This window comes from Streptomyces sp. NPDC002054 (assembly GCF_040296685.1).
Lineage (GTDB): Bacteria > Actinomycetota > Actinomycetes > Streptomycetales > Streptomycetaceae > Streptomyces.
Genome location: NZ_JBEOXT010000011.1, coordinates 44006 through 63395, shown reverse-complemented (window position 1 = coordinate 63395; position 19390 = coordinate 44006). Strand labels below are relative to the sequence as shown.

General features: G+C 72.8%; 19 protein-coding genes. 14 read left to right on the top strand and 5 right to left on the bottom strand.

The features are described 5' to 3' along the window. Positions 1-19 precede the first annotated feature (19 nt). The 4 genes from ABT123_RS12590 to ABT123_RS12575 are packed head-to-tail and all read left to right on the top strand — an operon-like array spanning position 20 to position 4072. Positions 20-700 (top strand): response regulator, encoded by a 681-nt coding sequence (locus ABT123_RS12590; RefSeq protein ID WP_351312580.1) that lies wholly within the window; start codon positions 20-22, stop codon positions 698-700. A gap of 49 nt (positions 701-749) precedes the next feature. Further along, on the top strand, positions 750-2195 hold the full coding sequence (locus ABT123_RS12585) for an ATP-binding protein (RefSeq protein WP_351312578.1): 1446 nt from the start codon (positions 750-752) through the stop codon (positions 2193-2195). Then, on the top strand, positions 2192-2740 hold the full coding sequence (locus tag ABT123_RS12580) for a hypothetical protein (RefSeq protein ID WP_351312576.1): 549 nt from the start codon (positions 2192-2194) through the stop codon (positions 2738-2740). The genes ABT123_RS12585 and ABT123_RS12580 overlap by 4 nt, the downstream gene beginning before the upstream one ends. A gap of 51 nt (positions 2741-2791) precedes the next feature. Continuing rightward, positions 2792-4072 (top strand): cytochrome P450, encoded by a 1281-nt coding sequence (locus tag ABT123_RS12575; RefSeq protein ID WP_351312574.1) that lies wholly within the window; start codon positions 2792-2794, stop codon positions 4070-4072. Here the strand turns inward: ABT123_RS12575 and ABT123_RS12570 are convergent. After that, a complete protein-coding gene (locus tag ABT123_RS12570) occupies positions 4032-4760 on the bottom strand; it encodes a hypothetical protein (RefSeq protein WP_351312572.1) in 729 nt (242 codons plus the stop codon). The two genes, ABT123_RS12575 and ABT123_RS12570, sit on opposite strands and share 41 nt — an antisense overlap. Positions 4761-4845: 85 nt before the next feature. Here ABT123_RS12570 and ggt point away from each other — a divergent pair, with 85 nt between their 5' ends. After that, on the top strand, positions 4846-6660 hold the full coding sequence (ggt, locus tag ABT123_RS12565) for a gamma-glutamyltransferase (protein ID WP_351312570.1): 1815 nt from the start codon (positions 4846-4848) through the stop codon (positions 6658-6660). A 7-nt stretch (positions 6661-6667) separates the two neighbouring features. On the opposite strand, the gene map is transcribed toward ggt, so the two are convergent. After that, the gene (gene map / locus ABT123_RS12560; RefSeq protein ID WP_351312569.1) at positions 6668-7435 is read right to left on the bottom strand and encodes a type I methionyl aminopeptidase; all 768 of its coding nucleotides are present in this window, start codon (positions 7433-7435) and stop codon (positions 6668-6670) included. 83 nt (positions 7436-7518) lie between these two features. Between map and ABT123_RS12555 the strand changes: the two genes are divergently transcribed. Together ABT123_RS12555 and ABT123_RS12550 are read left to right on the top strand one after the other, a co-directional pair. After that, the gene (locus ABT123_RS12555) at positions 7519-7770 is read left to right on the top strand and encodes a helix-turn-helix domain-containing protein (protein ID WP_351312567.1); all 252 of its coding nucleotides are present in this window, start codon (positions 7519-7521) and stop codon (positions 7768-7770) included. A gap of 88 nt (positions 7771-7858) precedes the next feature. Further along, positions 7859-7999 (top strand): hypothetical protein, encoded by a 141-nt coding sequence (locus ABT123_RS12550; protein ID WP_351312565.1) that lies wholly within the window; start codon positions 7859-7861, stop codon positions 7997-7999. On the opposite strand, the gene ABT123_RS12545 is transcribed toward ABT123_RS12550, so the two are convergent. Both ABT123_RS12545 and ABT123_RS12540 read right to left on the bottom strand, forming a co-directional pair. Then, positions 7996-8220 carry a hypothetical protein gene (locus ABT123_RS12545; protein WP_351312563.1) on the bottom strand — a complete coding sequence of 75 codons (225 nt, stop codon included), beginning with the start codon at positions 8218-8220 and terminating at the stop codon, positions 7996-7998. The two genes, ABT123_RS12550 and ABT123_RS12545, sit on opposite strands and share 4 nt — an antisense overlap. After that, a complete protein-coding gene (locus ABT123_RS12540; protein WP_351312561.1) occupies positions 8220-8903 on the bottom strand; it encodes a hypothetical protein in 684 nt (227 codons plus the stop codon). Before ABT123_RS12540 ends, ABT123_RS12545 begins: the two co-directional genes overlap by 1 nt. A gap of 168 nt (positions 8904-9071) precedes the next feature. Between ABT123_RS12540 and ABT123_RS12535 the strand changes: the two genes are divergently transcribed. The 6 genes from ABT123_RS12535 (at position 9072) to ABT123_RS12510 (ending at position 15820) form a co-directional block, all read left to right on the top strand. After that, positions 9072-9452 carry a PPOX class F420-dependent oxidoreductase gene (locus ABT123_RS12535; RefSeq protein WP_351312786.1) on the top strand — a complete coding sequence of 127 codons (381 nt, stop codon included), beginning with the start codon at positions 9072-9074 and terminating at the stop codon, positions 9450-9452. Between the two features lie 45 nt (positions 9453-9497). Further along, the gene (locus tag ABT123_RS12530; RefSeq protein WP_351312559.1) at positions 9498-11120 is read left to right on the top strand and encodes a hypothetical protein; all 1623 of its coding nucleotides are present in this window, start codon (positions 9498-9500) and stop codon (positions 11118-11120) included. Between the two features lie 137 nt (positions 11121-11257). Continuing rightward, positions 11258-12100: a nitrilase-related carbon-nitrogen hydrolase gene (locus tag ABT123_RS12525; RefSeq protein ID WP_351312557.1), complete on the top strand. Its 843-nt coding sequence runs from the start codon at positions 11258-11260 to the stop codon at positions 12098-12100. Then, a complete protein-coding gene (locus ABT123_RS12520; RefSeq protein WP_351312555.1) occupies positions 12097-13392 on the top strand; it encodes an aspartate aminotransferase family protein in 1296 nt (431 codons plus the stop codon). The genes ABT123_RS12525 and ABT123_RS12520 overlap by 4 nt, the downstream gene beginning before the upstream one ends. Before the next feature lie 12 nt (positions 13393-13404). Further along, positions 13405-14805, top strand: coding sequence for a dihydropyrimidinase (gene hydA, locus ABT123_RS12515; RefSeq protein WP_351312553.1), 1401 nt, complete (start codon positions 13405-13407; stop codon positions 14803-14805). 13 nt (positions 14806-14818) lie between these two features. Beyond that, entirely contained in the window at positions 14819-15820 is a 1002-nt protein-coding gene (locus ABT123_RS12510) for a TIGR03842 family LLM class F420-dependent oxidoreductase (protein ID WP_351312551.1), read from the top strand. An 18-nt stretch (positions 15821-15838) separates the two neighbouring features. On the opposite strand, the gene ABT123_RS12505 is transcribed toward ABT123_RS12510, so the two are convergent. After that, positions 15839-17257 carry a serine/threonine-protein kinase gene (locus tag ABT123_RS12505; RefSeq protein WP_351312549.1) on the bottom strand — a complete coding sequence of 473 codons (1419 nt, stop codon included), beginning with the start codon at positions 17255-17257 and terminating at the stop codon, positions 15839-15841. 172 nt (positions 17258-17429) lie between these two features. Between ABT123_RS12505 and ABT123_RS12500 the strand changes: the two genes are divergently transcribed. Next, positions 17430-19346, top strand: a complete 1917-nt coding sequence (locus ABT123_RS12500) for an FHA domain-containing protein (RefSeq protein WP_351312547.1) — start codon at positions 17430-17432, stop codon at positions 19344-19346. Positions 19347-19390: the final 44 nt, after the last annotated feature.

Sequence of the window (19390 nt, the reverse complement as noted above, 5' to 3'; positions counted from 1 at the left end):
CCACTGGGATACTGACCCGATGCCACGCGTACTCCTGATCGAGGACGACCCCTCCGTACGGGAAGGGGTCGGCCTCGGGCTGCGCCGGCGCGGCCACGAGGTCAGCGCCGCCGAGACCGGGGAGGCCGGCCTGGCCCTGCTGCCCGGCTTCCGCCCCGAACTGGTGCTGCTCGACCTGATGCTCCCCGGGATCAACGGCGTCCAGGTGTGCCGCCGCATCCGCGAGACCAGCCAGATCCCGATCATCATGCTGACCGCCCGCGGCGACGACTTCGACGTGGTCGTCGGCCTGGAGGCCGGCGCCGACGACTACATCGTCAAACCCGCCCGCACCGAGGTCATCGAGGCCCGGATCAAGGCCGTGCTGCGCCGGCTCACCGACCCGGGCGCCCGCCCCGGCATCGAGTTCCACGGCGAGCTCGCCGTGGACCGGGCCGGCCTGACCGTCGCCAAGAACGGCGAACGGGTCGCCCTCGCCCCCAGCGAACTCAAGCTGCTGCTGCACCTCTCCGCCTCGCCCGAGCAGGTCTTCAGCCGCCAGCAGCTCCTGGAGTACGTGTGGGAGCACAGCTACCACGCGGACGCCCGGCTGGTGGACGCCTGCGTCCGCCGGCTCCGCACCAAGATCGAGGACCCGGCCGGCAACCCCCGCTACATCCAGACCGTGCGGGGCTTCGGCTACCGCTTCGGCCCGCTGTGACCGGCACGACGCGGGGCACCAGGGTGACCGGGGTGACCAGGGTGACCCGGTGATACGTTTCCGCCCGCTCGGCCTGCGCACCCGACTGATCGCCGCCTTCCTGCTGGTGGCCGTGATCAGCGCGGTGAGCACCGCCGCCTTCACCTACCGGGAGGCGCGCACCGCCATCCTGCGCCAGTCCCAGGACATGGCAGTCGAAACCCTCCGCGACCAGGTCGAGAACCTGTCCGACGTCCCCCTGCCCCTCGACGAGCAGGCGCTGCGCCGCATGGTCAACGAGGTCGTCAAACGCAGCAAGCCGCACCCCTGGTACGTATTCGCCGAGTACGGCTCGATCCGGATCTCCACCACCGACCGGCCCACCTCCCCCCTGATCACCCCGCAGCTGCGCGCCCGGGTGACAGCCGGAAACCTGGGCGCCTTCCAGCGGGTCACCGACGCGAACGGCACCCCCACCCTGGTCGTCGGCATGCCGGCCGCCTTCACCCACAACGGCATCCGGCAGCCCACCGGGCTGGTCTTCTACCTCACGATGCCCCTGATCTCGGAGCAGACCACCATCAGCCTGATGGTCGACGCCGCCCGCCAGGGCGCCCTCCCCGGCCTCGCCATCGCCCTGGTGCCGGCCCTGATCGCCGCCCGCAGCGTGCTCCGGCCGGTCCGCGACATGCGGCGGGCCACCCAGCGGATCGGGCAGGGCAGGCTGGACACCCGGCTCGAGGTGCGGGGCGCCGACGAACTCGCGGGTCTCGCCCGCACCTTCAACGAGACCGCCCGGGCCCTGGAGAAGTCGGTGGACGAACTCCAGCAGGCCGAGGCGCGGGCCCGCCGGTTCGCCGCCGACGTCTCGCACGAACTGCGCACCCCGCTGGCCGGGATGCTCGCCGTCACCGAGGTCCTCGACGAGGACGCCGAACACCTCGACCCCGACACCGCCAAGGCACTGCGGCTGGTCAGCACCGAAACCGGCAAGCTCGCCGTGCTCGTCGAGGACCTGATGGAGATCTCCCGCTTCGACGCCCGCGCCGCCGAACTCAACCTGGACGACGTGGACATTGCCGAGGCCGTCTCCAAGACCCTGGAGCGCCGCCAGTGGGGGCCCGACCGGGTCACCACCCGGCTGCCGCGGGACGTCCGGGCCCGGCTGGACTCGCGCCGCTTCGACGTGATCCTCGCCAACCTGGTCGGCAACGCCCTCAAACACGGCGAGGCCCCCGTCCTGGTCTCCGTACACACCACGGCGGGCACCGACGGGGACCGGCTGGTCGTCGAGGTCGCCGACCGGGGACCCGGCATCGCGCCCGAGGTGCTGCCGCACATCTTCGACCGCTTCTTCAAGGCCGACGCCTCCCGGGCCCGGTCGTCCGGCAGCGGTCTGGGCCTGGCCATCACGCTGGAGAACATCCGGCTGCACGGCGGGACCGTGCGCGCGGCCAACGGGGCCGCCGGTGGTGCGGTGTTCATCGTCGACATGCCGCTGGAGGCCCGCGAGTGACCCGCCCGCGACTGACCCGGAGAACCCGCCCTCGGCGCGGCGTGCGCCCGCTCGCCGCGACCGGCACCGCCGCGCTGCTCGCGCTGGCGCTGTCCGGCTGCGGCATCGAGCCCACCTGGGTGATCGAGAGCGGCCAGCCCGCCGTGGTCAGCGCCGGCGACCCCAACGGGACCGCCCTGATCTACCTGATCGACCCGGCCGGCCGGCTCGCCCCCGTGCCGCGCCACCGGTACCCGCCCTACTCCGCCCCGGAGCTGGTCCGGCAGCTGATGAACGGCCCCGAGGAGGCGGAGACCGCGGCCGGCCTGCGCACCGAACTGCCCTCCGGACCCGAGAAGGACCTCTTCCATTCGACCGGCCTCACCAGCCGCCCGGACGGCACCCTCGAGGTCCGAGTGGGCTTCCCGGTCACCAGGCTGAGCCCGATCGCCCGCCGCCAGGTGCTGTGCACCGTCGCCCTCGCCGCAGCCGGCCGGGGGACGTCCGAACTGGTCCTGATCGGCCCCGACGGCAGCCTGCCACCGGAACCCTGCGGCCTGGGCTGACCCGGGCACCCGGTCTTGCGGAGCCGCGCCCGGGGCCGCACTGTGGCGGCCATGGACCAGCGTGCCCCCGGCATCCCGGACGTCTTCGACCCCCGTATCTACGCCGAGGGCATCCCGCACGACCGGTACCGCAGGCTCCGCGACCTCCACCCGGTGGCCTGGCAGCCCGAGCCCGAGCTCCTCGGCTGGCCGGCCGGCCCCGGCTTCTGGGCGGTGACCCGGCACGCCGACGTGGTCCGGGTGCTGCGCGACCACCGCACGTACTCCTCCTGCCTGGGCGCCACCCAGATCCGCGACCCCGACCCCGCCGACCTGCCCTTCCTCCGCCGCACCATGCTCAACCAGGACCCTCCGGACCACGGCCGGCTGCGCCGGCTGGCCGCCCGTGCCTTCACCCCCGGCCGGGTCGACGCCTTCGCCGGCCGGGTCCGCGACCGGGCCCGTACCCTGCTGACCGCCGCCCGGGAGGCCGCCGAGGACGGCACCGCCGACCTGGTCCGCACGGTCACCGACGAGTACGCCCTGCTCAACCTCACCGACCTGCTGGGCGTCCCGGCCGCCGACCGCGGCCTGCTGCTGGACTGGACCGTACGGATCATCGGCTACCAGGACCCGGAGGACGCCCCGGCGCCGGTGCTCGGCCCGGACGGGCGGCCCGTCAACCCGCGCTCGCCCGCACTGCTCGGCGAGATGTTCGGCTATGCCCGCGAGCTCGCCGCCCACAAGCGCAGACATCCCGACTCCGACGCCTCCGACGCTTCCGACCTGATGACCGTCCTCGCCGGGGCCGGACTGGCCGACGCCGAACTGGAGATGTTCTTCTTCCTGCTCACCGTCGCCGGCAACGACACCGTGCGCAGCGCGGCCCCCGGCGGCCTCCTCGCGCTGGCCGCCGCCCCGGACGCGTACCGGAGGCTGGCCGAAGGGCGGACGGACCCGGCCCGTGCCGTGGACGAACTGCTCCGCGTGCACCCGCCGGTGCTCAGCTTCCGCCGCACGGCGGCCGTCGACACCGAACTGGCCGGTCGGCGGATCCGGGCGGGGGACAAGGTGGTGGTCTTCCACGCCTCCGCCAACCACGACGAGCGCGTCTTCGCCGACCCCGCCCGGCTGGACCTCGACCGGGCGCCCAACCCGCACGTCTCCTTCGGGGACGGCCCGCACGTCTGCCTCGGCGCCCACTTCGCCCGGCTCCAGCTGCGCACCTTCTACGAGGAGTGGACCGCCCTGATGCCGCCGCCCGAACTCGCGGCCCCACCGCGCCGCCTGGTGTCCAACTTCATCAACGGGATCACACGGCTGCCGCTGCGGGTGTCCGGGCCGGTCCGGTGACATCCGCCAGGAGCTCCGTCACATCGGGCCCGTAGGCATCGGAGTTGATCACCTTCAGCAGGATGCAGAAGGAGCTCCCGCCGTACTTGCGGGCCAGCCGCTGGTGGTGCTTGGCCAGGTAGCGGGCAGCCGCCTGGTTGCTGTTCGCCGTCTGCCCCGACAGCAGGAACACCGGCCGGGAGCCCTGGTCGGTGGTCAGCCGCGCCAGCAGCACGTGCTCGACCATCCCCTTCTCCCAGCGGTACCGCTCCTCGCCGATGCGGATGGACCCGCGGTCCGGATGGCCCGTCTCCAGGCCGACGTCGAACTGAACACCCGGGAGCATGGAGGACAGGTGCGCGGTGGTACGGGTGTTGGACGCGGGCCCGCCGACGCAGAACTCGGCCCGCTCGCCGAAGCCCTGGCGGGCGGTGTCGTGGGTGACGATCTGGACGTTCGCCCCACAGTCTTTGATCAGGGCGGAGATCTCCAGCAGGGCGAAGGCGTCGTTGCGGTGCAGGGACGCATCGGTGCCGCCCATCTGGCGGTTGACCACGAACAGGCAGTCGGACCCGGTCGGCAGCCCGAAAAAGGCCTGCTTGCGGCGCAGCGCACGCCGCCACAGGTAGGTCCGGGAGAACCAGCCGAACCCGCCGCTGAGGGCGGTGGCTATCACCCCGAGCACGATGTTGCGCACGTCGTCGGTCATGCGGCGGATGGTAGCGGCACGGTAGTGTTCCTGACGCGGGGGGTGCGGTGAAGCTACAGTGCCGACCTCACGTTTGGAGGAACGGATGCGTCGTCCCGCGGCACGTCAATTAGCGCTCGTCGCCCTCGCCGGGGCCCTGATCTCCACCGGGGCCGCCGCCCCGCCCACTTCTGCCCCGCCCACGACCGCGACGACCCCGCCCAAGGTGCCGGAGGCGGTCGGCCGGGGCGGGGCCGTGGCCAGCGTGGACCCCGACGCCTCGGCCGCCGGGATCGCGGTGCTGCGGTCCGGCGGCAACGCGGTGGACGCGGCCGTGGCCACCGCCGCCGCGCTCGGGGTGACCGAGCCGTACTCGGCGGGCATCGGCGGCGGCGGGTACTTTGTCTACTACGACGCGAAGAGCCGCCGGGTGCACACCGTCGACGGCCGCGAGACCGCGCCGGCCAGCGCCACCGCGGAGCTGTTCCAGGAGAACGGCGTCCCCATCCCCTTCGCCGAGGGCCAGACCAGCGGCCGGGGCGTCGGTGTCCCCGGCACCCCCGCCACCTGGCGGACCGTCCTCGACTCCTGGGGCACCCGCCCGCTCGGCCAACTCCTGCGCCCGGCCGAGAAGCTGGCCCGCCACGGCTTCACCGTGGACCCCACCTTCCGCGCCCAGACCGAGCTCAACGAGGCCCGGTTCCGGGACTTCCCCGCCACCCGCGAGCTGTTCCTGCCCGGCGGGCAGCTGCCGGTGGTCGGCTCCACCTTCAAGAACCCCGACCTGGCCGACACATACGCGGAGATCGCCCGCAAGGGCACCGGGGCCATGTACCGCGGCCCGATCGCCCGGGACATCGTCAACACCGTCCGCACCCCGCCCGTGGACCCGGCGGCCACCCGCATCGTCCGGTCGGGTGATCTGACCGCCGCCGATCTGCGCGCGTACGAGACCAAGCGGCAGGCGCCCACCCGGGTGCGCTACCGGGGCCTGGACGTCTACAGCATGGCCCCGTCCTCCTCGGGTGGGACCACCGTCGGCGAGGCCCTCAACATCCTGGAGGGCACCGACCTCTCCGGACTCTCCGAGAGCCAGTACCTGCACCGGTTCATCGAGGCCTCCCGGATCTCCTTCGCCGACCGCGGGCGCTGGGTCGGGGACCCCGCCTTCGAGGACGTGCCCACCCGGCAGCTGCTCTCCCAGCGGTACGCGGACACGCGCGCCTGCCTGATCCGCCCGGACCGGGCCCTGACCAGCCCGCTCGCCCCCGGCGACCCGCACCGTCCGGTGCCCTGCGGCAGCAGCGGGCAGACCGCCCCGACCACCTACGAGGGAGAGAACACCACCCACCTCACGGTCGCCGACCGGTGGGGCAATGTCGTCTCCTACACCCTCACCATCGAGTCCACCGGCGGCAGCGCCATCACCGTCCCGGGCCGCGGGTTCCTCCTCAACAACGAGCTGACCGACTTCTCCTTCGCTCCGGCCGCACCCGGCGTCCCGGATCCCAACCTGCCCGGCCCCGGCAAACGGCCGCGGTCGTCCATGTCGCCGACCATCGTCCTGGACGACGGGCGTCCGGTCCTCGCCGTGGGCTCCCCGGGCGGCGCCACCATCATCACCACCGTCCTGCAGACCCTCACCGGCCACCTGGACCGCGGCCTGCCGCTGGTCGAGGCCATCGCTGCGCCGCGGGCCAGCCAGCGCAACCAGGCCACCACCGAGCTGGAACCGGGCCTGTGGAACAGCCCGCTGCGGGCCGAACTCGAAGCGCTGGGACAGGGCTTCCGGCAGAACCCGGAGATCGGCGCGGTGACCGGGGTGCAGCGGCTGCCGGACGGCCGCTGGGTGGCAGCCGCGGAGAAGACCCGGCGGGGCGGCGGCTCGGCCATGGTGGTCCATCCGCAGCGGACCCCTTAGGGCCTGGCTAGGGGGCGGTGAGGATCCGGGGGCCGGCGGGGGTGATCGCGACCGTGTGCTCGGCGTGGGCGGCGCGGCTGCCGTCGCTGGTGCGCAGGGTCCAGCCGTCGCGGTCGGTGCGGTGGTCGTCCCCGCCGCCCCCGATCAGCATCGGCTCGATCGCCAGCACCATGCCGGCGCGCAGCAGCATGCCGCGGCCCGGGCGGCCCTCGTTGGGCACGCCCGGGTCCTCGTGCATGGAGCGGCCGACGCCGTGGCCGCCGTAGCCGTCCAGGATGCCGTAACCGGCGGTGCGGCAGACCGTGCCGATGGCGTGCGCGATGTCGCCGATCCGGTTGCCGGGGCGGGCCTGCTCGATGCCGGCGGCCAGGGCGGCCTCGGCGGTGGCGATCAGCCGGCGGTCGGCGGGGCGGGCCCGGCCGACGGTGAAGCTGACCGCCGCGTCGCCGACCCAGCCGCCCAGCGTGGCACCGCAGTCGATGCTGACCAGATCGCCGTCGCCCAGCCGGTGGCCGCCGGGGATCCCGTGCACGATGGCGTCGTTGACCGAGGCGCAGATCACCCCGGGGAAGGGCACGGGCGCGAAGTGCGGCCGGTAGCCGAGGAAGGGCGAGCCCGCGCCCGCCTCCCGGAGCACCTCGCGGGCCACGGCGTCCAGGTCCAGCAGCGAGACCCCCGGCCGGGCGGCCTCCCGTACGGCGGCCAGTGCCATGGCGACCACTCGGCCGGCAGCACGCATCTCATCGATCTCTTGTTCGGTCTTCAGCTCCACCATGCCAATAACTATACCGGTATAAGAATGGGGTGGCTGTCTCGCGCGGCGGAGGTGCCCGCGCGGGGCGGTATTAGAATGGGCGCATGGTCCGTACCCCCCTCACCCCCGAAGAGCGCGAGCGCGGCGAGCGGCTGGGCCTGCTGCTGCGCGAGGCGCGCGGCGGCCGGAGCATGGTCGAGGTGGCGGCCTCCGCCGGCCTCTCCGCCGAGACCCTCCGCAAGATCGAGACCGGCCGGGCGCCCACCCCCGCCTTCTTCACCGTCGCCGCCCTCGCCCAGGCCCTGGACCTGTCGATGGACGACCTGATGCGCCGCTGCGCCTTCGTCCCGGCCTGAGCCGCGGGCCGCGGGTCGCGGGCCGACCGGGCGGCCGAACGGCCCAACGGGCGGTGCGGCCCGCGCTCCACCGGGCACACCTGAACCCGTGTCAGCACGCAACGCAGCCAAGCGGATCGGTCTCGGACTCATCGGTGCCCTGCTCGCGGGCGGCCTCCTCGTCGCCGCCTGTGTGGCCCCCGACAGCCACTCCCACGCCCGCCACCGCGACGGCCCGGCCGCTCCCTAGCGGCTCGCGGGGGAGCGGGTACGGGTACGGGTACGGATACGGACGAGGGTGCGCAGCATTGCGGCGCCCGCCGCGATCGCGGCCAGCTGGAGCAGCACCGCGGCCACCGGGTGCTCCGGCGGCCTGACACCGCCGGGGTCCGCCAGTGCCATGTACAGCGTGACCGGCAGTTTCCAGGCGCTCCACGCAAACAGCGAGCCCGACCCCACCCAGCCCACCATCAGCGGCACCGGGCGCGGCAGCCCGGCCGGGCGGGCCCGGGCCGGCGACCAGACGGCGCCGGAGGCGGCGAGCGCCCAGACAGCAGGTGTCCGTCGCCGGTCCGCTCGGCCGGGTGCGCGATCCCGGCCGTGCCGCCGGCCGCCCAGTACAGCCAGGCCAGACCGACACCGGCACCGAGGGCCACCGACCACGGCAGCGCAGTGCGCCGGCCATCGCCGACGCGCCCGGCGAACGCCTCCGGCCGGCGGCGCCACGCGTACGCGGGGACCGCGAGGGCCAGCCCCAGTCCCATCCCCGCGAAGCCGAACTCGACCAGCGCGCCCTCCCAGGCCAGCATCTCTGCGCCCTCGCCGCCCCCGTCCTGGAACGCGCCGAGCACGCCCAGCGGCAGGATCGAGACGAGGAAGCCCGACCCGACCCAGGCGCAGAACGCCACCGCCGCCCCCGGTATTCGCATGCCCCACGGCCGCACCAGGGCGAGGGCCAGCGCGATCCCGATCGCGGCCATGCCGACCTTGGCGGTGTTCAGCACCACCCACTCCGCCAGGCCGAACCCCCGGCCGACCGGCAGCACCCCCAGCAGCGAGCCGACCACCCAGGACACCTTGATCAGCAGGTACGGCGCCAGCGCCAGCGCCGCCCCGTACGCGGCGATCCGCCCGACCCGGTCCCACCGTTCCACCCGAACTCCCCCTCCGCCATCGCCACCGCCTGGATCCCATCCTCGAACCCCACCGGGCCGGACACCTCCCCCATCTGGGGGGATCCGTCTCCCCCGCCCGGGGGAGACGGGGTCTAGGCTCGGTCCATGACAGAGACAGGGGCAGGCGAAGGCACGGGCGGCGGCAGGGTGACGGTCGAAGAGCTCGGCCGGGGCAAGTACGTCAGCCTCACCACCTTCCGCAAGAACGGCACTCCGGTGGCGACGCCGGTTTGGGCGGTGGCCGACGCGGGCGAGCTGTACATCTGGACCCGCGAGGACTCCTGGAAGGTCAAGCGGATCCGCGCCAACGGGCACGTCACCCTCACGGCCTGCGACCGGCGCGGACGCATCACCCCGGGCACACCCGTACTGGAGGGTACGGCGCGGCTGCTCGACGAGGCCGGGTTGCGGCGGGTGCGGAAGCTGATGGCGCGGAAGTACACCTGGCAGTTCTGGATCGTGGACCTGCCCGCAGCCGCCGTCCGGCTCGGGCGTCGCCCGCACACCGGCATCGCCGTCAAGGTTTGAGACTCCCGTAGTCCTCCTGTAACACGGGTGCGATCCAATGCGCCCATGGAGACCGCGACTTCTCTCGACGGAGCGACGGCGATCGACCGGCTGGCGGCCCACCTGAGGCGGCTGACCCTTCACCTGGACCCCGGTTCGGGCTGGTACGGCGAGTTCCTGCGCAGGGATCCGGAGGGCATGCGGGCCTGCCTGGACGGCACGGCGATGCCGCCGTGGGACGTCCTGGAGTCGCTGTTCCAGGACCTGGCGGCGGTCGGCGGCGAGGAGCTCGCCGCCCGCGCGGCCACCCGGGCGGCGGAGCTCCGGCAGGCGGCGGTGACCGAATACGATCGGCTGCCGGGCGGAGTGGAGGAACTCCGCTCACTGCTCGCGTCGGCGGGAGCCCAGCGGGCCGCCTCCGAGGCGGCCCTGCACGCGCTGTCGGCCCGGCTGGAGACGACCGCGGACCCGGCCGAGTCGGAGTTCCTGACCGGCGAATACTCCTGGACCCAGGACGACCTGAGCCGCGCCACCGCGCGCTGCCGGGACTTCGCGGTGCGGCTGGCCTCCTTAGCGGCCCCGCCCCCGGTGCCCCGGCCCGCCCCGGCCCCCGCTGCACCGCCGGTACCCGTACCCGTACCCGCACAACCGCCCGCCCCGCCCGCAGCGAGCGGCGCCCCGTGGCGGTGGACCGCGGCCGGCCCGGACCCCTTGCCCGGAGTCCCGCAGCAGCGACCGGGGCAGGAGGCAGCCGGCTCCGGCCAGGAGGGGGACGCCCGGCCGGCCCCGGTCCCCGGCCGGCGCCTGCTGCGCGGGGCAGCGCGGCGCGGCGGCGCCCGCTACGGCGGGGCCCCGGCCGCCGAAGCGGTGCTCCCCGAACTGCCGCAGCAGCCACAGCCGTACGCCGCCCCGCGGGGCGCCCGGTTCGGGCGGCCGGACCCGGCGCGCCCGGGGGAGTCGCGGCCGGCCCCCGGCCCGCCGACCGCCTCGGCCCCGCCCCCGGCCCCGGCACAGCCCCCGACCCCGGAGCCGTCGACGGATCCGGCCCCGGCCCCGGCGCAGCCCCCGGCCTCGACGCAGGCCCCAGCCCCAGCCCCAGCCCCAGCCCCGACCCCAGCGGAGGCCCCAGCCCCGACCCCCGCTGAAGCCCCCGCGGAGGTCGCCGTCCCGCAGCTGGTCGCGGAGCTCATCGCGCTGCGGGCCCAGGGCCGTACCGGCGAGGCGCACGTCCTCCTCTACCAGGCCGCCGCCTGGCCCGCCGACCGGCTGCCGCTCCTCGCCCGGGAGTTGGAGCGGGCCGGGCTGGCCCCCGACTGGGCCACGCTGCTCTGGGAGGCCGCGGCCACTCTGCCGCCCGAACGGCTCAGCGCGGCGGCCACCGCGCTCGGCGCGGCCGGCCGTGAGCCGGACCGCGGCCGGTTACTGCGCCAGGGCGTCGCCCGCCCCGCCGCCGAGATCGCCGAGGCCGTCCTCACCCTCGGTGCGGCCGACCGCACCGACGAGGCCGAGGCGCTGCTCGACGCCTTCGTCCGGGCCCGCCCCGCCGAGGAAGCCGCCCGGCTGGCCCGCCGCGACCCGGACCGGCTGGCCCCGCGGCTGCTCGAAGCCGCCCGCGCGGTGTCCGCCTCCTGCCATCGTGATCTGGTGCATGCCCTGCGCGTGGCCGGCCTCAAAGGTGATCGGAGTTGAGCAAAATCCGACCGCCCGACGACCTGGATTGATCGACTACTCCGACCGTGCGCGGTGGTCTTGCCCCGGACTGTGGCGAGGCTTACGGTCTCGTACCTACGCACACCGTCTACGTGCGTAGAGGCGAGGAGCAGCTCATGGCCCACATCGTCCGCGCCGCGCTGGTCCAGGCCTCCTGGACCGGCGACACCGACTCGATGATCGCCAAGCACGAGGAGCACGCCCGACGGGCCGCCGCCCAGGGCGCACGCATCATCGGCTTCCAAGAGGTCTTCAACGCGCCCTACTTCTGCCAGGTCCAGGAGCCCGAGCACTACCGCTGGGCGGAGCCCGTCCCGGACGGCCCGACCCTCCGCCGGATGCAGGATCTCGCCCGCGAGACCGGCATGGTGATCGTCGTACCGGTCTTCGAGGTGGAGAGCTCGGGCTTCTACTACAACACCGCCGCCGTCATCGACGCCGACGGCAGCTACCTCGGCAAGTACCGCAAGCACCACATCCCCCAGGTCAAGGGATTCTGGGAGAAGTACTACTTCCGCCCGGGCAACCTCGGCTGGCCGGTGTTCGACACCGCCGTCGGCAAGGTCGGCGTCTACATCTGCTACGACCGCCACTTCCCGGAGGGCTGGCGCCAGCTCGGCCTCGCCGGAGCCCAGCTCGTCTACAACCCGTCCGCCACCCACCGCGGCCTCTCCGCGCACCTGTGGCAGCTGGAACAGCCCGCCTCCGCTGTGGCCAACGAGTACTTCATCGCCGCCATCAACCGGGTCGGCCGGGAGGAGTACGGGGACAACGACTTCTACGGCACCAGCTACTTCGTCGACCCGCGCGGCAAGTTCGTCGGCGAGGTCGCCAGCGACAAGGAGGAGGAACTCCTCGTCCGCGACCTGGACTTCGATCTCATCGAAGAAGTCCGCACCCAGTGGGCCTTCTACCGCGACCGCCGCCCCGACGCCTACGGAGGACTGGTTCAGCCGTGACCGACCCGAACAGCCTGCACCACCGGCACCAAAGCGTCCTGCCCGACTGGCTCGCCCTCTACTACCGGCACCCCATCGAGCTCACCCACGGCGAGGGCCGGCACGTCTGGGACGCCGAAGGCAACCGCTACCTGGACTTCTTCGGCGGCATCCTCACCACCATGACCGCCCACGCCCTCCCCGAGGTCACCAAGGCCGTCGCCGACCAGGCCGGGCGGATCATCCACTCCTCCACCCTCTACCTCAACCGCCCCATGGTGGAACTCGCCGAACGCGTCGCCGCCCTCTCCGGCATCCCCGACGCCCGGGTCTTCTTCACCACCTCCGGCACCGAGGCCAACGACACCGCCCTGCTCCTCGCCACCGCGTACCGCCGCTCCAACCAGATCCTGGCGATGCGCAACAGCTACCACGGCCGGTCCTTCTCCACCGTCTCCATCACCGGCAACCGCGGCTGGTCCCCGACCAGCCTGTCCCCCCTCCAGACGTACTACGTGCACGGCGCCGTCCGCAGCCGTGGCCCCTTCGCCCACCTCGACGACACCGCCTTCACCGCCGCGGCCCTCGCCGACCTGGACGACGTACTCGGCCAGACCCGCGGGGGAGTGGCCGCCCTGATCGCCGAACCCATCCAGGGCGTCGGCGGGTTCACCTCCCCGCCCGACGGGCTGTACGGGGCCTTCCGCGAGGTCCTCGACCGGCACGGCATCCTCTGGATCAGCGACGAGGTGCAGACCGGCTGGGGCCGCACCGGCGACCACTTCTGGGGCTGGCAGGCACACGCCCAGAACGGCCCGCCGGACATCCTCACCTTCGCCAAGGGCATCGGCAACGGCATGTCCATCGGCGGGGTCGTCGCCCGCGCCGAGATCATGAACTGCCTGGACGCCAACTCCATCTCCACCTTCGGCGGTTCACCCGTCACCATGGCGGCCGGCCTCGCCAACCTCGGCTACCTCCTCGAACACGACCTCCAGGGCAACGCCCGCCGGGTCGGCGGCCTGCTCCTGGAGCGGCTGCGCGCCATCGGCGCCGCCGTGCCCGCCGTACGCGAGGTCCGCGGCCGGGGCCTGATGGCCGGCATCGAACTCACCGAGCCGGGCACCGACCGGGCCGATCCCGACGCGGCCACGGCCGTCCTCGAAGCGGCCCGCGAAGGCGGCCTGCTCCTCGGCAAGGGCGGCGGCCACAACACCAGCGTGCTGCGCATCGCACCACCGCTCTCCCTCACCATCACCGAGGCGGAAGAGGGCGCAGCCATCCTCGAACAGGCCCTGCGCGCCATCCAGTAGGGGGACCGCACCATGAGCATCCGCACCCTGATCCACGGCGGCCTGGTCATCACCGCCGCCGACGAACTCCACGCGGACGTCCTCCTCGAGGACGGCCGGGTGGCCGCCCTGGCCGCACAGGGCTCCGCAGCCGCCGAGGCCTGGACGGCCGACCGTACGATCGACGCGACCGGGAAGTACGTCATCCCGGGCGGGGTCGACGCCCACACCCACATGGAACTGCCCTTCGGCGGCACCTTCGCCTCCGACACCTTCGAGACCGGCACCCGGGCCGCGGCCTGGGGCGGCACCACCACCATCGTGGACTTCGCCGTCCAGAGCGTGGGCCACTCCCTGCGCGAAGGCCTCGACGCCTGGTACGCCAAAGCCGACGGCAACTGCGCCATCGACTACGGCTTCCACATGATCCTCTCGGACGTCAACGAGCACACCCTGAAGGAAATGGACCTCCTGGTGGAGGAGGGCATCAGCTCCTTCAAGCTGTTCATGGCCTACCCCGGGGTGTTCTACAGCGACGACGGACAGATCCTGCGCGCGATGCAGCGGTCCGCCCACAACGGCGGGCTGATCATGATGCACGCCGAGAACGGCATCGCCATCGACGTCCTCGTCGAGCAGGCCCTGGCACGCGGGGAGACCGACCCGCGGCACCACGGCGAGGTCCGCAAGGTGCTGCTGGAGGCCGAGGCCACGCACCGCGCCATCCAGCTCGCGCGGGTCGCCGGCGCCCCCCTGTACGTGGTGCACGTCTCGGCGGAGGAGGCGGTGGCCGAACTGGCCGCGGCCCGGGACAAGGGCCTCCCCGTCTTCGGCGAAACCTGCCCGCAGTACCTCTTCCTCTCCACCGACAACCTCGCCGAGCCGGACTTCCAAGGCGCCAAGTATGTCTGCTCGACCCCGCTGCGGCCGAAGGAGCACCAGGCAGCGCTGTGGCGGGGGCTGCGGACCAACGACCTCCAGGTGGTCTCCACTGACCACTGCCCCTTCTGCTTCCGCGGGCAGAAGGAACTCGGCCGCGGCGACTTCTCGAAGATCCCCAACGGTCTGCCGGGGGTGGAGAACCGGATGGACCTCCTCCACCGGGCGGTCCTGGACGGGCACATCAGCCGCCGCCGCTGGATCGAGATCGCCTGCGCGACCCCGGCCCGGATGTTCGGCATGTACCCGCAGAAGGGCACCATCGCGCCGGGTGCCGACGCCGACATCGTCCTCTACGATCCGCACGCCGAGCAGGTCATCTCCGCCGAGACCCATCACATGAACGTGGACTACTCGGCGTACGAGGGCAGGCGGATCACCGGGCGCGTCGACACCGTCTTCTCCCGCGGCGAACTCGTCATCGACCGGCGCGAGTACACCGGCCGGGCCGGCCACGGCGCCTTCGTCCACCGCTCCACCTGCCAGTACTTGTAAGGAGAGTCCCCTCATGGACTTCGGCCTCGTCCTGCAGACCGACCCGCCCGCCTCCCAGGTCGTCAGCCTGATGAAGCGGGCCGAACGCAACGGCTTCCGCTACGGCTGGACCTTCGACTCGGCCGTGCTCTGGCAGGAACCCTTCGTCATCTACAGCCAGATCCTGGCCAATACGCAGAAACTGCACATCGGCCCGATGGTCACCAACCCGGGCACCCGCACCTGGGAGGTGACCGCCTCCACCTTCGCCACCCTCAACGACATGTACGGCAACCGCACGGTCTGCGGGATCGGGCGCGGCGACTCGGCCATGCGGGTGGCCGGCCGCAAACCCAACACTCTGGCCCGGCTCGGCGAGGCCATCGAGGTCATCCGGGACCTGGCCGAGGGCCGCGAGGCGCTGGTCGACGGCAACCCGATCCACATCCCCTGGATCAAGAACGGGAAGCTCCCGGTCTGGATGGCCGCGTACGGTCCGAAGGCCCTAGCCCTCGCCGGGGAGAAGGCGGACGGCTTCATCCTCCAGCTCGCCGACCCCTACCTCACCGAATGGATGATCCACGCGGTCCGTGAGGCCGCATCCCGGGCCGGCCGGGACCCGGACGCGATCACCATCTGCGTGGCGGCCCCCGCGTACGTCGGGGACGACCTCGCCCATGCCCGCGACCAGTGCCGCTGGTTCGGCGGGATGGTCGGCAACCACGTCGCCGACCTGGTCAGCCGCTACGGCGAGCACTCCTCGATGGTCCCGGAGGCGCTCACCGAGTACATCAAGGCCCGGCAGGGCTACGACTACAGCCACCACGGCCGCGCCGACAACCCGTCCACAGACTTCGTCCCGGACGAGATCGTCGACCGCTTCTGCCTGCTGGGCCCGGTCGAGGCCCACATCGAGAAGCTGCGGCGACTGCGCGACCTGGGCGTCGACCAGTTCGCCGTCTACGACATGCACGACGCGAGGGAGGCCACCATCGACGCCTACGGGCAGCACGTCATCCCGGCGTTCAGCGGCTGATTCGCTGACCGGCCGGGGTCAGCCGGTGCAGGTGATGGAGAAGGGGACCGGGTTGGACATGGTGCGGATGGGGCTCTGGAGTTCCACGGCCATTCCTGTGGTCAGGGTGCCGGCCTTCGCGTAGGTCGTCAGCCGCACGGTGTCGTGCCCGGTGGGCTTGGCCTTGTCCCCGATGGACATGGTGCGCCAGTGCGGATCCACCACCGAGCCGTTGCCGGACACCCAGCGGTAGGAGATCAGGGTCGGCTCGGAGGCGGTGAAGCTCGCGGTGAACGACGGGGCCTGGCTCTCGGGTGTCGGGCAGCTGCCGGTGTAGGTGGTGTTCGCGCCCGCCACCGACATCCGTACACCGCCCGAACCGGAGGCGGAGTCCTTGTCGTTGCCGTTGCCGCTGAGGGCGTAGGCCAGCCCGCCGGCGATCAGTACGCAGACGGCCGCGCCGGCCGCGACGAAGGCCGCCGTGCGGCGCTTGCGCGGCGGGGCGGGCTCCGCGGTGGTGGTCGGCGCCGTCGCCGTGGCGGGGGCCGCCGGGGTCGGCAGGACGGGGGCGGCCGTCGTGGTGGCGTCCGGTTCGTGGGCGATGCCCCGCAGGGCCTCGGTGACTTCGGCGGCGGGGGTCCGCTCGGCCGGCTCCTTGCGGAGCAGCCCTGCGATGACCGGGGCGAGCGGCCCCGCCCGGGTCGGCACCGGCGGTTCCTCGTCCACGACGGCCCGCAGGGTGCTCAGCGCGGTGTCCTGCCGGAACGGGGAGATCCCCTCCACGGCTGCGTACAGCATCACGCCGAGGGACCACAGGTCCGACTCGGGGCCCGAGGGGCGGCCCAGCGCCCGCTCCGGCGGCAGGTACTCGGGGGAGCCGACCACCTCGCCGGTCATGGTCAGCGCGGTGCTGCCCTCGACCATCGCGATGCCGAAGTCGCTGAGCACCACCCGCCCGTCCTCGGCGAGCAGCACATTCGCCGGCTTCACATCGCGGTGCTCCACCCCGACGGCGTGCGCGGCGCGCAGCGCGCTCAGCACCTCTGCGCCGATGTGCGCGGCGTGCCGGGGGGTGAGCGGCCCCTCGGTACGCAGCAGATCGGCCAGCGACTGCCCGCGGATCAGTTCCATGACGATCCAGGGCCGGTCGTCCTCCATGACCACGTCGTGGACCGTCACCACATTGCGGTCGGGTATCCGGGCCGCCGCCCACGCCTCCCGCTCCAGCCTGCTGTACATCCGCGCGATGTCGCCGGCCCGCAGATGGGCCGGGGCCCGGACCTCCTTGACGGCGACCTCGCGCTGCAGTGTCTCGTCGCGGGCCCGCCACACGGTGCCCATGCCGCCCTCGCCGAGCCGGGACAGCAGCCGGTAGCGGCCGGCGATCAGCCGTTGCTCGCCTGCGGTGGTGGCCGAGAGTGCGCTCTCCGTCACGGTCTCGGATTCCTCGTTGTGCATGGGGGCGGTTCTCCCTCTGATCGCCTGCCGACGCGAACATCACGTACGGATCGGGATCCCCGGTTCAACGAGGTGACCGGAAATTTTCGAAAATGGTTGAACCGAACGCGTTCGTGATGGCGTGTTGCTGTCGTACGAGGAGTCAGCAGGCGTCGTTTTCAAGGAGTGTGGAGTGCCTTCGGTCATCGTTGGACGCACGGGTCCCTTTACCGGGCAGAGCGTGGTCCTGGGCGGCGAGCCCCTCAGCTTCGGGCGCAAGAGCGACAACAGCGTCGTCATCGTCAGCCCCAGCGCCTCCCGGCTGCACGCCGAGATCCTCGACGAGGACGCCGGTTTTGTCCTCTACGACCGGGACAGCCGGAACGGCACCTTCGTCAACGATCAGCGCGTCACGCGGCATGTGCTGCGTCCGAACGACTGCATCAGGATCGGCGACGAAACGTTCTTGTACGAGGCCCAGGACGCCATGGAGACGGTCATGGACCTCTCCCTCCTGGACGTGCCCCGGCCGAGTGCCGCGGACCCCGGCACGCTGCGGGTCACCATCACCGGCGGCGGCCCGGTGGGCCTCGCCTTCGCGCTGGCGCTCGACGAGATGCTGCCCGGGCGGACCGCCATCACCCTCTACGACGGGCGCTGGACCAGGAAGGGCTCCTCGGTCGTCTGGAAGGACGAGACCCAGGGGAACTTCCGCCGCCAGCAGGTGGTGACCGTCCAGAGCCGGCAGTACCTCGCCCTGTCCGAGGAGGTGCTCTCCGCCCTCTTCGACGACACGGGCGCCTACTCCGAGATGTGGCCCGTCGGCCCGGACTCGGTCGACGGCCGCCCGCCCCGCAACATCCGGATCTCCCACATCGAGGACCGGCTGCTGGACCTGGCCAACCGGAAGTCGTCGATCCGCCTGGTTCCCAAGCGTTTCGACGTGGCGGAGGAGCAGAACCGGATCACCCAGGAACACGTCCTGGTGGTCGCCGAGGGCGGCCGATCCCGCACCCGGGAGCACTACGCCGACCGCTTCGGCGCGGCCGACGCCTCGATCTACTCCCTCGACGGCGAGCACCTCCAGGACATCGTGCTGGGGCTGCGCGTCAAGTCGAAGCTGCCGGACCCGATGAGCGTGCTGCTCACCGTGTCGCAGAACCGGTTCCTGCTCAACTCGCTGCGCGGCGAGGGCTTCCTGAACATGCGGCTCACCCGGGAGGAGACCAAGAGCGTCATCGGTATCGACCCGGTCCGCCACGTCTTCGAGGAGTGCATCGCCGCCCGCCCCTGCCTGATGAGCCGGCAGGAGGAGGACAACGAGTTCCGCTGCCCCACCCACGGCACCCTCTTCCTGCCCGCCCTGCTGCGCAGTTCCCCGCTGTGGAAGGAGATCCGGCAGGGCCTCAACCTGTTCGGGGTGGCCGAGGAGGACCTGTCCGCGATCACCTCGTTCCGGCTGGACATGGTGCAGCGCCCGCGGTTCACCGCACAGCTGCACCGGCCGACCTCGACCACCCCGGGGACCTACGGCTTCCTGCTGGGCGACGCGGCCAACGCCATCCACTTCTGGCCGGGCCGTGGCCTCAACAGCGGCCTCGCCTCGGCCACGTCGCTGGCCCGCTCGCTCAGCCGCGCCTGGCAGGGCAAGCCGCTGCGGGACGCCGACTTCATCCGGCACGAGGCGGCGATGTCCATGCTCCAGTACCGGCACAAGAGCCGGGCCTGGAACGCCATGGTGACCACCGACGAGCAGGGCGTCACCCGCGCCATCAAGGACGTCATCGCGCGCAGCGTGGAGACCGGCGGGGGTGTCGCTGTCGGCAACGCTGCCGCGGACGGGAGCGACCTGGACGCGCTGGTGGACCGGATGGCCGGGATCCGCGAACGGCTGGCGCCCCGGATGCCCGGCCTGCCCGGCGACGGGGAACTCCGCTCCCACCTGGCCTCCATTGCCCCGGCCACCCTCCGGACCCTGCGGGACAGCGGAGCCTGGGACACCCTGATCGTCGGCGGCGAGGAGGCCGACATCGACCTCTTCTACCAGTCGGACTCCCCGGTCTTCGTCCCCCGCCCGGTCGACCCCCGGAGCCCTTCCCCGGTCGGCTGACATGCCCCGGATCATCCCGGCGGTCAATGCGGGCTGATGTCTGT